Annotated in this window: 13 protein-coding genes; all 13 read right to left on the bottom strand. The window is 36.7% G+C overall.

Going from position 1 to position 14,332, the window contains the following annotated elements:
- Positions 1–161: 161 nt before the first annotated feature.
- On the bottom strand, positions 162–1,649 hold the full coding sequence (locus H7T97_RS07165; protein WP_049471995.1) for a DUF2142 domain-containing protein: 1,488 nt from the start codon (positions 1,647–1,649) through the stop codon (positions 162–164).
- Between the two features lie 10 nt (positions 1,650–1,659).
- On the bottom strand, positions 1,660–3,405 hold the full coding sequence (locus H7T97_RS07160; protein ID WP_049482474.1) for a rhamnan synthesis F family protein: 1,746 nt from the start codon (positions 3,403–3,405) through the stop codon (positions 1,660–1,662).
- Between the two features lies 1 nt (position 3,406).
- Positions 3,407–4,756 carry a glycosyltransferase gene (locus H7T97_RS07155; RefSeq protein WP_201089907.1) on the bottom strand — a complete coding sequence of 450 codons (1,350 nt, stop codon included), beginning with the start codon at positions 4,754–4,756 and terminating at the stop codon, positions 3,407–3,409.
- Positions 4,757–4,768: 12 nt separating this feature from the next.
- On the bottom strand, positions 4,769–5,992 hold the full coding sequence (locus H7T97_RS07150; RefSeq protein ID WP_201089905.1) for an ABC transporter ATP-binding protein: 1,224 nt from the start codon (positions 5,990–5,992) through the stop codon (positions 4,769–4,771).
- Positions 5,992–6,798, bottom strand: coding sequence for an ABC transporter permease (locus tag H7T97_RS07145; protein WP_003003247.1), 807 nt, complete (start codon positions 6,796–6,798; stop codon positions 5,992–5,994). Before H7T97_RS07145 ends, H7T97_RS07150 begins: the two co-directional genes overlap by 1 nt.
- The gene (locus H7T97_RS07140; protein WP_201089903.1) at positions 6,798–7,739 is read right to left on the bottom strand and encodes a glycosyltransferase family 2 protein; all 942 of its coding nucleotides are present in this window, start codon (positions 7,737–7,739) and stop codon (positions 6,798–6,800) included. Before H7T97_RS07140 ends, H7T97_RS07145 begins: the two co-directional genes overlap by 1 nt.
- Positions 7,736–8,884 (bottom strand): beta 1-4 rhamnosyltransferase Cps2T, encoded by a 1,149-nt coding sequence (gene cps2T / locus H7T97_RS07135; RefSeq protein WP_195423035.1) that lies wholly within the window; start codon positions 8,882–8,884, stop codon positions 7,736–7,738. The genes H7T97_RS07140 and cps2T overlap by 4 nt, the downstream gene beginning before the upstream one ends.
- Before the next feature lie 106 nt (positions 8,885–8,990).
- The gene (gene rfbD / locus H7T97_RS07130) at positions 8,991–9,842 is read right to left on the bottom strand and encodes a dTDP-4-dehydrorhamnose reductase (protein WP_201089901.1); all 852 of its coding nucleotides are present in this window, start codon (positions 9,840–9,842) and stop codon (positions 8,991–8,993) included.
- Between the two features lie 65 nt (positions 9,843–9,907).
- Entirely contained in the window at positions 9,908–10,834 is a 927-nt protein-coding gene (locus H7T97_RS07125; protein WP_201089899.1) for a glycosyltransferase family 2 protein, read from the bottom strand.
- A gap of 56 nt (positions 10,835–10,890) precedes the next feature.
- A complete protein-coding gene (locus tag H7T97_RS07120; RefSeq protein WP_231065236.1) occupies positions 10,891–11,865 on the bottom strand; it encodes a glycosyltransferase family 2 protein in 975 nt (324 codons plus the stop codon).
- Between the two features lie 98 nt (positions 11,866–11,963).
- Positions 11,964–12,746, bottom strand: a complete 783-nt coding sequence (locus tag H7T97_RS07115; protein WP_049472004.1) for a glycosyltransferase family 2 protein — start codon at positions 12,744–12,746, stop codon at positions 11,964–11,966.
- Positions 12,730–14,007 (bottom strand): lipopolysaccharide biosynthesis protein, encoded by a 1,278-nt coding sequence (locus H7T97_RS07110; protein ID WP_065426856.1) that lies wholly within the window; start codon positions 14,005–14,007, stop codon positions 12,730–12,732. Before H7T97_RS07110 ends, H7T97_RS07115 begins: the two co-directional genes overlap by 17 nt.
- On the bottom strand, positions 13,997–14,332 hold the full coding sequence (locus H7T97_RS07105) for a DUF2304 domain-containing protein (RefSeq protein ID WP_049472006.1): 336 nt from the start codon (positions 14,330–14,332) through the stop codon (positions 13,997–13,999). The genes H7T97_RS07110 and H7T97_RS07105 overlap by 11 nt, the downstream gene beginning before the upstream one ends.

Genomic DNA, 14,332 nt, shown 5'->3' with positions numbered 1-14,332 from the left:
CTCCCCTCCCGCTTTTTTTTTTTATGATAAGTCGACCACCGATATCTACACTATCCTTTTCGTCTGCATCGTAATATTTGTATAAGATACAGTTTTAAAAAGAAAATCTCTTAAATCTAATTTCCTCTTTCTCTTCATTTTTTATCCTTCCTATAAATTTTTTATCCCTGCAATTGAGTGTATATTCCGATACTAATTGTTAAAATATTTAAATACACTAACATATATTGCAAACTACATTCAAAATTCGAATCTTCATTTTGAATGGTCATATCTAAAAAACCAAATAATTTTCTAAACCATGATCCACAAAATAGTGGCAAAAACATCAGAATAAAATAATAATAACGACCTTGTACACCACCTACAGTAATATCACCTTTGTGGTATACCCTAGGATCTCCTGAAATAGCAATTACTATTAATGAGGCAATACCTGCAAGTAAAAGAAGACAGTAATATTTAAAAAATGTTGGCATTTCAATTTTATTTTTTAATGCAATGACAAACATAGCAAAAAAGAAAGTAACTATCGAAATTGCAATTAAAAACGGAGACGATTCTGAAACATATTTCAATGGTTCAGAAACAAAATCATGAATAATACCGTATGGCGCTAAAAGTAAAGTTCTAATTAATGGTAATGGATGTGTTACAAAATATAATAGTCCTGGTCCTTTGCCTGACAAAGCATTGTCTGAAGCAAACAATTTAATGATTCCAACGTATGTAAAGGAAATGAATAAATTTAAACCAAACAGGATTGAACTGAATTTTCTTACTGATTTATCCTGATAATACTTATTTGGCAATATTGAAAATAGACTTCCAATTAATACAAACGGAAATTTTGCAAATGAAAATAGTAATGTAGAGCATTGAAATACAAAAGCATATTTTCTATCAATTTTACGTTCACCTGATAGAATATTTGTCAATATAGCAAGACTAATTAAAGTTGCTCCAAAATATAAATAATCATAATGATAACCTGCTATAATGTACAATACTGCAGGGAATGTAGAAAATAAATATATCGCTTCTCTATAAACTTTGCTGATTTTTAATGCAATAAATACTAGAATGGCATATGCTATGACTTCGAAGATTCTTCCCAAATAATAGGAAACAAACACTTTTTTAGAGATTAATCTACCTATATTCCATCCAATTGCACTAGGAATAAAGGCTGGATTATCAAATCCAACTCTTACTCCTTTAATTTTACTTTCCTTATGCTCAACATTGAACCAATAATTTTTATCTTTTTTACTAGGATTTCTTAGTGCATCATATTTAAAAACTGAATTATAATCTTCCAATTTCTCATTAGAATATTTAAAAATAGGACTATCCGAAATACTGATTACGTTTGGCAAATGAGACTCTTCATCTAATCCATATTGGACTGGTTTCACTACTGAAATGACACTACCGAAAATAATTATCAGAAAAAAAGCATTAATTGGCAATTTCTTTTTATCTTTTGGATCAAAAAGAATAAAATAAATTACAATACTAATAATTAATAGTATAATTTTGAGATTGATAGTAAACTGAAATAAACTGGCCAAAAACACTCTTGAAAATAATACTAAAAATATAGCGATTAAAATATTTCTAATTTTAGTCTTATCAATAACTCCCATATAATTTACTCTACTTTCTTTTTATCATTCTTTTTAGTATATATTTCACAGCTCTTGCAGGACCAATTACGATATACTTCAAGGCTCCTTTTATCCCCCCAATTTGATTAAAGTCTACAAAGGTATGGGGTTGAAGATCTTCACGATTGTTCAATTGCTTATTATCAATAAATGGTGTCAGAACATGTGGGTTTTGAGAGATCCTAAAGTCATACTTTTGATCCCAAGCAATGTAGATCAACAAACGTTCGATCGCATGCAATATCGAATTTTGAGGAAGAGGTTCTGCTGGAACATCTGCTGCTGTCAAATTCAAATCAAAGAGTGGTTTCAAAGCATCATATTTAAACCAAACAAAGGTCCCATAACTCATAACAAAAGTATTGAGATTTTTGAAATCAATTGTCTTGGTAGCTCCCATCCGTTCCCAGAGCTTATTCATCTCTGGTGAAATAAGAGCCTCATTCCAAGCAACCACTATTCGATTGTAACGGAAGAAAGTTGGAATATCTGCGATAGTGATTCCGACTTTTGGATTGGCTTCCATATTGGCTAGGATTTGATCAGCCGGTTTGACCAGCATCTCGATCAATTCTTTGCGCCAAGATTCACCTGCCCAGAAATCTGCTTCTTTGGATTTCTTGGTATGGAAATGGCCTACATAGTCATAACGAGAGAGTTGCTCTTTTAAGAGCAACAATGGCAACACATCTCGTCCAATATTTCCAGTCACCACAACCGTCGCATCTTCTGCTCGATTAGAAAGAATTTGCTCAATATTCCGCTTCTTCTCTTCAATATCTGTCGTAATCCATAAGTCATAAGCGAAATGAAAAGCTTGGAAAGCATCTAGAAATTCTTCCAAGAGGTCCACATAAAAGACATGAAGATGAACCGCAACTTTTTTACCGAACTCTCCAGCTAATTCCTGGTTTTTCAAGTACTTACGAGACAAGAGATAAGGATAGTCCGGACGATCAATCATAGACATGTGGTTGAGGATCAAGTCTAATGGATAGTTCGATACACGCTCCAACTCGTCAAAAATATAAGGCATAATTCCTTCATTATTTGCAATGGTTTTGACTTTGATGAAAGGAACCTTATGATTGAGAATCGCTGTAGGATTATAGTAAGAAAAGTCTGGATAGAGCATTCCTGTGGTGTCTTCATGAATGGTATCAAAGACCGTCTTATAGTGAAAACCATCATCCAAGAAGTTCGTTGTGACCTTGGTCTCGTAGTTATCGATCACATCCTGAACATTGGTAAAGTCTTGAACTCCCTGCCAAAATTCATGGAAAGTACTTGATTCAATAACCTGTTTTTTAAAGCTGAGATAATAACTCTGAATATGCTCGTTAAAATCCTTGTCTTTCCGGTAATTGGTCATTCCCCAGAAATCAACCTCATCATCATTCTCAAATTTTTGGTAGATTGGTTCTAGATCCCAAAGAGGTCCAAAGCAGGTATCATTCATGAGGGTAACCGAATCAAAATGAGCCAGTTGGTCAAAGCCAACTGTCTTCATTCCATCCCGCCAAGCCGCAAAGTCAAAGCCACTATTTTGGCGCTCTAGAATATCGTCTACCAGATGCTGTGCTACTAAATTAGACTTCACATCTTCTGGTAGTTGACTATTGGAGATAAAGACCACCCGTGAATACAAGGGACGAATGTTTTCTAATTGGTAAAGTACATGTCCACTAATAAAATTAAACTTATTATAGTGAACATATAAAAGTAAACGTTGCATATTATTTCCTTATTCTAAAGAATTTCAAGATCTTTGTTGGAATGGTCCAACGGCGAGAATGGATGACTGTATTATATGCTTCTTTCGTAGCTTGTAACTCTGCCTCAAGATTTTTCAAACTATTTTGACAATCTAACATTTCGGCAGCAAAAACTTTTCCAATATAATCCGGTGCAGAGGGATTATCTATAGAAATCATTTTATAGCTCAGTTGATACACACCTTCTTCTTCAACTTCATAAATCAATTGAGGATCTGGTTCACTAAAAAGAAACAAATTATCTGTAACGATACCATTACTATAAACTGGCGAGCAAACCTTTCCGTTAGAATCTCTCAATTCAACATCAGAGTAATAACTTGGACTTTCAGACAGATCAACTCGGATAACAGAAGTTCCCTTCGGAATTTCGATTGCCAGACTATCTTCTTTTTGAAGAAGTTTGGTCATGGTACGATCTTCCGAATAAGTATTTTCTTCGTCACCAAAATAAATTGTAACAGACTCCATTCCGATGTGTGAAAGAGAATCCATTGGTTTGGAAAGACGAATCTCATAAGTATTATTACGATCTAAAAGGATCTTCGTCATCTCTTTATAATCGGCATTTGGATATTTATCAAGATACTCAAGTTGTGTTTTCAACAACTTATGAAATCGGCGTTCTAGTTTTCTGAAATCAGTTGGACGAGAATCCGATCCTTGATTAATGGTATAAGCAACTGTCGCTTCATCCAGATAGGCTAAAGAAGTCCGTTGAAAGAGTTCCAATTGAAGGTTGAAAGTATCATCTGATGTCGTTAAGTCTAACTCTTGATTAACTTCTACCATCAGATCTCTATCAACTAGCCATGTAGAGGCCATGGTAAAACCTCTTGTTGCAAGCATCTTTTCATAGGTATCTGCTAATGGAATCGTATGATTAGCAAAGCCAGCCTTAGAAACGAGAGTTCCTTTTTCATCATAAATATCAAAATCTGTATTGGACCATTTGCAATCGGGTTTACTTTTTAACAAGTCAACCTGTTTCTGAAGTTTAAAAGGGTCAACCCAAAAATCATCTCCGTCACAGCGAGCAATGTATTGCCCCCGTGCTTCCTTACAGATAGCTACCCAGGTTTTGGCGATTCCCTGATTCTCATTCTGATAAAAGGCACGGATCAGATCAGGGTAGTTGGCTTGATAATCCTGAATGATAGAACGAGATCCATCACTTGAAGCATCATCCACCAGGATAATCTCATAATCAAACTCAGTTTGTTGGGCTAAGAAGCTATCAATCGTCTTCTTTAGCCAGGGCTCTTTATTAAAAACCGTACAGATAATCGAAACAAAAGGCGTCGTTTCCATATTTCCCTCAGTCTAGTCAGTCATTGACCATGTTCCATTGCGTTGGATTAAGCCACTTGCCGAATCCATTGCTGATTTATCATCCAAAGCGATATCATCTCGATTGATAAAGATCAGTGGGGTCTGGGTGGCGTCTGAAAAGGCCAACATCTGCCCTTCCTCATCCCTTACTGTCACTTCCAATTTCATTTTTAAGTCATTTACAGTTGGCAGTGAACAAGTATAATGAACCGTTTTATGTCCAGTTCCACTCATCAGTTGATTCATAGAATTATCATTATAGATCCAAATGTTCCGATCAATATCCGTTAAAGACAGAGCGATATAGGTCTTGATATCTTCACGAACATCAAAATCAATCTGGAACTGAATAGGATCTTGAGGACGTAATTTGTTTGAGCTTAACAACTGAAGCTGAAAATTTTCAACCAAGACATTTTCTTCCTGGTTTGAATTACCTGCTCCATTAGCTTCTCCTCCCTGTTGCAAAGGAGCTGTATTATCAAAACTGTACTGATTGGCAACATTTTCTGGACTCCCTAAAGCCTTCACCAAACCATTTTCAATCAAAACAGCCTTGTTACAATATTTCTTGACGGCTCCCATATCATGAGTAACTAGGATAGTGGTTTTTCCTGATTTCTTACGCTCTTGGAAGTAATCGTTACACTTGCGCTGGAAGGCCTCATCTCCTACTGCGAGGACCTCGTCCAAAATCAAGATATCCCCTTGGGCCTTAATCGCGACCGAAAAGGCCAGCCGAACCTGCATCCCTGATGAGTAGTTCTTGAGTTTCTGGTTCATGAAGTCATGCAACTCAGCAAAGTCTACGATGTCATCATACATGGCATCAATTTCAGCTGTTGAGAAGCCCAGCATGGCCCCGTTCATATAGACATTTTCTCGACCAGTCAGTTCAGGGTTAAAGCCCACTCCAAGCTCGATAAAGGACACCAGTTTTCCATCAATAGTGACGGTACCTTTTTCTGGCACATAGATTTCAGAAATAATTTTCAAGAGAGTCGATTTCCCAGAACCATTTCGACCGAGGATCCCGAAAAAATCACCTTTTTCTACTTCAAAAGAAATATCCTTAAGAACATGTTGTTCTTTGTATCCTTTGATTCCTTTGAAGCGATTGACCAGGGCAGTTCGAAGACTATTGGTTGCTTCTGTTGGCAACTTAAAGTACTTGCTGACATGATCTACTTTTACTGCAATTTGTTTATCTGTCATTAGAGAATCTCCGCAAATTTCTTAGCATGTTTGTTAAAGTAAGCAAAGCCAGCGACAAAAATAAGAATGGGCAAGACATAAGGAATCAGAACCAAGAACTTATTTTCCACCAAAAGCCAGACAGGGGTGTTGGCCTTATCAATCAAGAAATAACGCATGTCTTGAATAATTTGAGCCAAAGGATTCATCATGACCAACTTAGCAGCCCATGGATTGCGGTCTGCAATAAAGGTAATCGGATAGATAATTGGCGTCGCATACAAGCCTGCTTGCAAGAGTACTTCCCAGACTTGTCCAAGATCGCGGAAACGAACAAAAAATGTCGCTAAGATCAAGGCGCATCCTGTCGCCATCAAGAACAACTCAAAGAACAACGGAATGACCATCAAAGCTGTCCAAGAAAATGTCACTCCATTAAAGAATGAAAAAATCAAGACCACTACAAGGTTAATAACAAAGTTGATGGCTGCTCCTGAAATCGCAGACAAGACAATGATATGTTTGGAGAAGTTCAACTTCCGCAATAGGTCGCCTCGACTAACGATCGACACCATCCCCATAGATGTGGCTTCTGAGAAGAAGCCCCAGATTACATTGGCCAACAAGAGGGCAACTGGGAAATGGGGCACATCTCCACCCAAGCGTAAGAATCGGATGAAGACAATATACATGATCGTAAAAGTCATCAGGGGCTTTAAAATCGACCAAAGATAACCGATTGCTGATCCTTGGTAGCGTAATTTAAAGTCTGTTTTGATTAACTCTCGTAATAAAATTCGATTTTTCTGACTAAAAACGTCAAACATTATTTTTTACCTCGATATGCAAACTTTGTCAGAATCAAGCTGGTAAACACAACCGTGTGAAAAGTCCGGTTCTTCCGATAACCATACTGACGAATCCGTCTCAGACGTTCTCTCAGTGGAACATCCATAATGGTGACAAAGTTTTCAATGATTTCTTTAGTTTGGGAACTGACAGGCAGATCCAATAAATTTTTTGCTTGTTCTTGACTGGACTCGATGAGATTCCAATATTTAGCAAACAGAATATGAGGGCGAACCCAATTTTTAACCCGTTTTCTAAGGGTACGAGCCCCCAGAACGTTGCTACTGTGCTGACGGTACAACTCTGTCGGTTGATCAATATAGATGAGCTTCCCAAAAGCAGTTGCCAACAATGCTAGGTACCAATCATGCATGAGAAGCGCATGCTTTTCTTGACCTGTCCATAAGTCAGCCAGGGCATGGTTAATCATGGCTACTCCACCAGTTACCGTATTTTCTGTTAATTCTTGAATCAGTTCCGTATTGGCATGATCAGACTGGGTGCGAATCATACTTTCGTGCTGCACATTCAAGTTTTCATCGACCACTTTTAAATCTGTGTAGACCAGCAAAGGCTCCTCTTGCGGATGTTTCTCTGCTTCTTCCACTTGTAGGGCAATCTTTTCAGGAAGCCAGACATCATCTTGGTCACTAAAGCAATAAAGATCAGCCTTTTCATATTTTAAGAGTGTGTGAAAACTCTTGATGACACCCAGATTTTCGATGGCTCCTTGATTGATAAAGTGGATACGCTCATCCTGAGCCACCAGCTCTTGAATGATTTCTACCGTACCATCTGTTGATCCATCATCTCGGATCAAGAGTTGCCAGTTCTGATAAGTCTGGTCTTGGATACTTTTGACCTGCTCTTTTAGATACTGTTCACCATTATAGGTGGACAACAAGATATTTACTTTCATGATAAGAATAATTCCTCGTACTCACCTACAATTTTTTCCCAGGTAAAGTTATGCTTCATATTGGCCTTGGCTAATTGACCCCATTCAGATACATCTTCTAAAGAATCAACCTGGTCAATCAAATGCGCCAAATTCCCAGTTTCTTTGGTCCAATATTGGGCTGTGTCCTTTGCGACCGTTTGGTTAAAGGAAACACCTAAAACCAAATTCAAATCCGTCTGAGCGAGAGCCTCTAGGAGACCTGGATTGGTTCCTCCCACTTCATGACCATGAATATAGGCGAAGGCTTCTTTACGGATATACTTCAACAGGTCTTGATCGTAGACCGTTCCTACAAATTTTACACGTGGGTCCTGATCAAAGCCCGTTCGAGCTCGAAGCTCTTCAAAATAGGGATTGTCTTCATGGTTACAAATGATTACCAAATCCCGCTTGGTAGAAGAGGCCATGAATTCACGAATGGCAGTCTCGTAATTATTTTCTGGAACAAACCGACCCAAAATCAAGTAATAGTTTTTCTCCTGTGTCTGCCATTTCTGATAGAGTTCTCTGACCTTCCTATCCTGACTGGTCAGGAAGGTCGGAGATAAGTCCGTCCCATAGGCAATATAGGTCGTCTTGGACCAAGGGTAGGCTTCTTTGATATAGGACTCGATTCCTGGGTTGTCAGAAATCACCAAATCTGCGTGGCGCGTCATGATCTTTTCAGAATACTTGAGATAGGCTTGGATCGGTTTAGCCCACTTGGCCCGCTTCCACTCCAGTCCATCTGGATTGATATAAAATCGTCCGCCTATCTTATGGATCTTGCGCGCAAAAGGCGCCACAAAGGCTCCGATTGTATTGCCCAAGACGTAAAAAATCGGCTGTTCAATTCCTTGTTTCTTAATAAGCTTCAAGGCATAGTTGATGGCCATCATATCATAGGCGATGACACGCGCAGGCCCAAGCTTAGGGGCTTTAATGGTAAAACAATCGACACCCTTGTAGTCAAAATGTTGAAAAGCTTGATCATTAGAAAGGCAGGCAACATGGTACTGGATATCTGGAGACACTTGATACGAAACCAATTGGTCCACAAAAGTCTCAAAACCGCCATATTGAGCCGGAAGTCCACGACTTCCGATAATAAAAACATGTTGCATAGAGTTCCCTTTCAAATCATTCACAGTCTTTTCAATTATATCATTTTCTAGGCTTTTTGCCTAATCCAAACAGAAAAGCGACCCTTGAGGGTCGCTTCTATTGATCTTATTTCACTTCTTGTTTGTAAAATTCTTTCAAGGCATCTTGCCAAGTTGGAATGACGAACCCTGTAGCCTTAGCCTTAGCCAAGCTCATCGTTGAGTTCAGTGGACGTTTCGCTTTAGCTGGGAATTGGCTGGAATCCACTGGCTTCACTTCTACATCCGTATCTTTGAGGATTTCAACTGCAAAGTCATACCAAGTTGTATCTTCTTTCGCATCGTTAGACAAGTGGTAATAACCATATTCTTTACGATTTTCAGCCAAATAAGTCATAAACTCTGCGAGAGTACGTGTCCAGGTTGGACGACCATGTTGGTCGTTGACGACTGTAAGTGTTTTGTGAGTCTTCGCAAGATTTTGCATGGTGAAGACAAAGTTCTTACCGTAGTTTCCAAAGACCCAAGCTGTACGGACAATATAGAAGTTAGACACATGCTTCTCAACCAATTCTTCCCCCATACGTTTGGTACGACCGTACTCTGTTTGAGGATCAGGTTGATCGTCTACTTCCCATTCTTGTCCCACTGGTTTTTTACCATCAAAAACATAGTCTGTTGAGATATAAACCAAGGTTGCACCGTGTTTTTCAGATGCCTTTGCTACATTTTCCGTACCAGTCACGTTGATGGCATAGTCCAACTCTTTTCCTTCATCTTCAGCAGCATCAACAGCTGTGTATGCAGCACAGTGATATACCAAGGTTGGTTTGACTTCCGCAAAGACCTCGTCTACTTTCTCTGCATTTGTGATGTCCATTTCAGCTACATCAACAGCTACATATTCTTCATTTCGTTCATCTAACAAATGGCGAAGCTCCGTTCCAAGTTGACCATTTGCACCTGTAATTAAAATCATGTTAAATTCCTTTCAAATGCTTTTTCCCTATCATTATAGCAAAAAAAGCAGAAGTTTTCTGCTTTTTACTTGCTTTTCTCTTTGATAACATAGATTGGACGTTTCTTGGTTTCCATGAAGATCTTACCGATATATTTCCCTAAAATCCCAATGGTCAATAATTGGAACCCTCCCAGGAAAAGAATCACTGTCATAAGGGATGGCCAACCTGAAGTAGGATCCCCAAAGACTAAGGTACGGATTACAATCAAAATCATCATGATAAAGGCCAAAATCCAAGATAATAGCCCACCAATAAAGGCAATGTTTAATGGGGCATCCGAGAAATTGACAATCCCTTCAATCGAATACTTAAAGAGGGACCAAAAATTCCAAGACGTCTCTCCTGCCACGCGCTCTACATTTTTATATTCGAGGTATTCTGTCTCAAATCCTACCCAAGCAAAAATTCCTTTTGAGAAACGATTGTACTCCGAGAGCTCAAGAATCGCATCGACCATAGGACGACGCATCAAACGAAAATCACGCGCCCCGTCAACCATTTCCACTTGACTAATATGATTGATCAATTTATAAAACATCCGTGCAAAGAAAGAGCGGATCGGTGGTTCCCCATCACGGGTTACGCGTCTCGTTCCGACACAGTCTAAATTCGGCTGTTCCTCCAACTTCTGCTTCATTTCGATCAATAACTCCGGAGGGTCCTGCAGATCTACATCCATGACGGTCACGTATTCACCACTAGCACGCTCAAGTCCAGCATATAGTGCAGCCTCTTTTCCGAAATTTCGAGAAAAAGAAAGGTAGTGCACATTTGAATCTGTAAGATGTAGCTTTCGAAGAACGGATAGCGTACCATCTGAAGAGCCATCATTTATAAAAATATATTCAAACTTTTCTCCCATCTTCATCCGAACACGTTCCATTTCTCGATATAATAATGGAATCGATTCTTCTTCGTTAAAACATGGGACTACAACTGATATAACCATTCATTGCTCCTATTAACATCTGCTACTAACTTATCAGTAAACTGTATATCTTCTAACTACCCTTTACAATACAGTTTTGCAAACAGTTTTAATAAACCGAGCTTTTCAATCAAGTTCATTGTAAAGATAGCTAGTTTAACCATAAACCTCTCATCTCTAATTTCTCGATCAAAAACAGAAAGAGTGGACTTCATTCCATTTATCCTGATCCAATCATTAATTTCTTTATATTGACGTAAAAACTCTGCACTTGTAGAATGTCTCCCACCGTCCAATAACCAATAAAGAGTAAATTTTTTTATAAAAAATTTAATTAATTTAGTTTCAGAAAAATCTTTAGGGATAATCGCTGCAATTTTATCAAGTACATTCTTGATATCCAAATTTGGGTTAAATCCTTTATTTAATGTATTAGAGGCACTATTCTCATTATAAAACCAATTATATCCACAATATGGGATAGTTCTTATATTTTCAGATTTTGTATATACCGTTAAGCTGAATAACAAGTCCTCAGCCAGCGGAATATCTGGAAAAGAAAGTTCGTGATCTACTAAAAATTTTTTTCTATAGATGCGAGCACATGGTGAAATCGATCTATATTTCGACCATTTATCTTTACCCAATTGGATAGAAAATAGTTGTTTACCATCTTGGTTTACTCTCTGAAGACCACCAATAACTGCATCATCTATCCCACTTGATATTTCATCATAAAACACCTGCAAGTAATCTGGGTTTATATAATCATCACTATCGATAAACATGATGAATTCACCTTTTGCAAGCTTGATGCCTTCATTTCTAGTATAGGCTGCACCTTTATTTTCTCGACTCAAAGTTCTAATATTTGGAGAAAATTGTTGGTATTCATTCAATATTTTAAACGAATTATCCTTTGAACCATCATCAATTGCAATAATTTCAAATGATTTAAAACTTTGATTCAAAACGGAATCTATACATCTTTTGAGATATAATTCTGCATTATATACTGGAATAATGACACTAATCTTAGGCGCTTCTTTCACAATCTTATCCTTTATATATTTTTATAGAACCCATAGTTTTGCAAATAATTAAGATATTCAAACTTTTATATTTTTATCAAACCTCGAGCACGCAATCTTTAACCATTCGTATCCTGACTCTTTTTATAAAAACGATTTAAACATTTCGCTAATCCGTTTGGCCAAAAGAGTTTAAACATCATGTAATCTTCCTTTGTTCGAGTATTGTCACTAATGGTATTACTCGTTTCAGAGTCTTCATGAATACGATGACACATTAATTTCTTTGGAACATATACAAATCTGCCATCAAATTTAGCCAAATGGTACCAGGCAAGCCAATCTAGACTAACTCTCCATTCCTCATCAAATCTAAAGCCCTTAACCAATTCTAAATTATAAGTTACAGCAGGGCAACAAATTGGATTTCCAAAAGCAAGAATCCGATTTCTCCACCACTTAGTTTTAGGGAATAATGAGATTGTTTTTAACATTAATGATTTGATTTTTAGATTTGAAGTCGGTTTAATGACCTCTCCATTTTTTTCTTCAAAATAATCAGAATAAAGAATGATAGCATCTTGATGCTTCTTTATCCTCTCTTGAATTTCCATTAAATAGGTTGGCTCATAATAATCATCTTGATGGGCTATTGTAGCATATTGGGTAGTAACAAAAGATAAAGCATTATTCCAATCTTTCCCAATCCCGCCACCTACAGTTGTATTAAACGGAATGGCATATTTTTGGCAAATACTTTCGATAAATACACTTGGAGTAGAAGTATACAAAATGATATTACTTTTTACGGTTTGGCTTAATAACGAGTTTATACAATCCTCTAAAAAAGGACTATCCCCATAAGCACAGATTACAAATGTATGATCATTCCACTGATTCATATTTTTGAATCTCCTTCCTTCTCATAATTACAAAGACAATCCAACTAGCAATGGTGTAAAACAACATAACAATAACAAAACTAAGCCCTGCTCCAAACAAGCCAAACTCCCTCATCGCTATAGGCGTAAGAATATTCGTCAATAACGCCATTGCGACATAAACATAGAGTAGATAGACTTGTTTCCTCAATATAATTAAAAAATCACCTATGACAGAAGCTATAGAATATAAAAAGCCGGAAAGCACTAAAATAGTAAGTAATAAACTATAATTTGATAAATCAATACCACTTATAATATTCAAAATAGGAATCCCTATCAAATAGGCCAGTATTGATACTACTAGTCCCAAAATCATAAGCAATAATAAAATCTTACGAATCATAGCATTAAATGTATAAAATCTTTTTTCTGACCATTGTTTTGCCAAATCGGTTATTAACGGTCTTAGTGCTAATACAAATAAACTCATAAAGAAAACAGGCATGAATAGAATACTGAAATCCCTTTGAGCACCTTCACGTAATACGCCCTCTACTAGCAATTTATCAATCACTTGTTTTGGATAATTCAATACATATACCAATAAAAAGCCGTTGACAAACAATGGAAGGCAAGTTTTCATGATGCTAATTGATCGCTTAAATGTAGCAGATGAAATCTGATTAAAAGGTATCGTTCTTATTTGTTTGGATTGGATGTAATCACCCCCAAAAACAAAAAGAACATTAAAAAAACATAAACAAATTAAAGAAAAAATTAAAGAATTTGAAAGTAACAAACTAATTAGGAGAATGATTGTGCTTAAACTATAACGAAGCACCATTAATTTCCCTGCAATATCTAAACGTTCATGTTGTTGAAATAATCCTTGGAATAAATCAGAAAAAGCATCACATGAACGATAAATAACTGTTAGGATGATAATTAAAAATAAATCCCCTTTTCCAACATTATTTCCACTAAAAAATAAATACGGAAATAGTGAAACTAACATTAAACAAACTGTAATAACCCTAGTTAGCCAATATTCCAAATACGAGTACGTTTCTTTCAAATCAGTCGCCTGATAATTTCTAACTTGAAAAATACCAATGACAACCCATAGGTTTCCAATTGCATAAGCCAAACTAAAATTATCAGCATCACTTGCAGAAGTATAACGAGAGACAATAATCAAATACAATATTGAGACTGCAGCTGCTGCTATATTTCCTGCAAAATTCCAAAAATAAATACTCCTATTTACTTTATTGTTCATTTTCATTCTCACTTCTTAATAAAGCAATCGTTTGTGACAATTTCTTAATCTGTACTGATTGTTTTGATACAGTACGAGTTAATGAAAAAATTAAAAATATTAATAAAAATGTACTTAATAAAAAAATAAAGTTACTTAGCGTTTGAATACCAAGAAATAAAGATATTGCTCCAATCAAATTAGGAAACCAAATGACTGGCAACGATAGCAAACAAAGAATGAGCCAAGAAATGACATTTCTCAGTTCAACGACTTTCTTTGCAACTAGGCGTAGAATATAAACGATAAAAATAATTACAATAAGGGTTAACCAAATATTTAACAT

It is taken from the genome of Streptococcus parasanguinis (assembly GCF_016648925.1).
Taxonomy (GTDB): domain Bacteria; phylum Bacillota; class Bacilli; order Lactobacillales; family Streptococcaceae; genus Streptococcus.
The sequence above is the reverse complement of the archived record's forward strand: the minus strand, read 5'-3'. Positions and strand labels throughout refer to the sequence as shown.

What these genes read in the sequence shown, in the direction of transcription:
- H7T97_RS07125 (WP_201089899.1), bottom strand. Translation starts at nt 10,834, where the DNA reads ATGGTTATATCAGTTGTAGTCCCATGTTTTAACGAAGAAGAATCGATT.
- H7T97_RS07110 (WP_065426856.1), bottom strand. Translation starts at nt 14,007, where the DNA reads ATGAACAATAAAGTAAATAGGAGTATTTATTTTTGGAATTTTGCAGGA.
- H7T97_RS07145 (WP_003003247.1), bottom strand. Translation starts at nt 6,798, where the DNA reads ATGTTTGACGTTTTTAGTCAGAAAAATCGAATTTTATTACGAGAGTTA.
- H7T97_RS07140 (WP_201089903.1), bottom strand. Translation starts at nt 7,739, where the DNA reads ATGAAAGTAAATATCTTGTTGTCCACCTATAATGGTGAACAGTATCTA.
- H7T97_RS07105 (WP_049472006.1), bottom strand. Translation starts at nt 14,332, where the DNA reads ATGTTAAATATTTGGTTAACCCTTATTGTAATTATTTTTATCGTTTAT.
- cps2T (WP_195423035.1), bottom strand. Translation starts at nt 8,884, where the DNA reads ATGCAACATGTTTTTATTATCGGAAGTCGTGGACTTCCGGCTCAATAT.
- H7T97_RS07115 (WP_049472004.1), bottom strand. Translation starts at nt 12,746, where the DNA reads ATGAATCAGTGGAATGATCATACATTTGTAATCTGTGCTTATGGGGAT.
- H7T97_RS07155 (WP_201089907.1), bottom strand. Translation starts at nt 4,756, where the DNA reads ATGGAAACGACGCCTTTTGTTTCGATTATCTGTACGGTTTTTAATAAA.
- H7T97_RS07160 (WP_049482474.1), bottom strand. Translation starts at nt 3,405, where the DNA reads ATGCAACGTTTACTTTTATATGTTCACTATAATAAGTTTAATTTTATT.
- H7T97_RS07165 (WP_049471995.1), bottom strand. Translation starts at nt 1,649, where the DNA reads ATGGGAGTTATTGATAAGACTAAAATTAGAAATATTTTAATCGCTATA.
- H7T97_RS07150 (WP_201089905.1), bottom strand. Translation starts at nt 5,992, where the DNA reads ATGACAGATAAACAAATTGCAGTAAAAGTAGATCATGTCAGCAAGTAC.
- rfbD (WP_201089901.1), bottom strand. Translation starts at nt 9,842, where the DNA reads ATGATTTTAATTACAGGTGCAAATGGTCAACTTGGAACGGAGCTTCGC.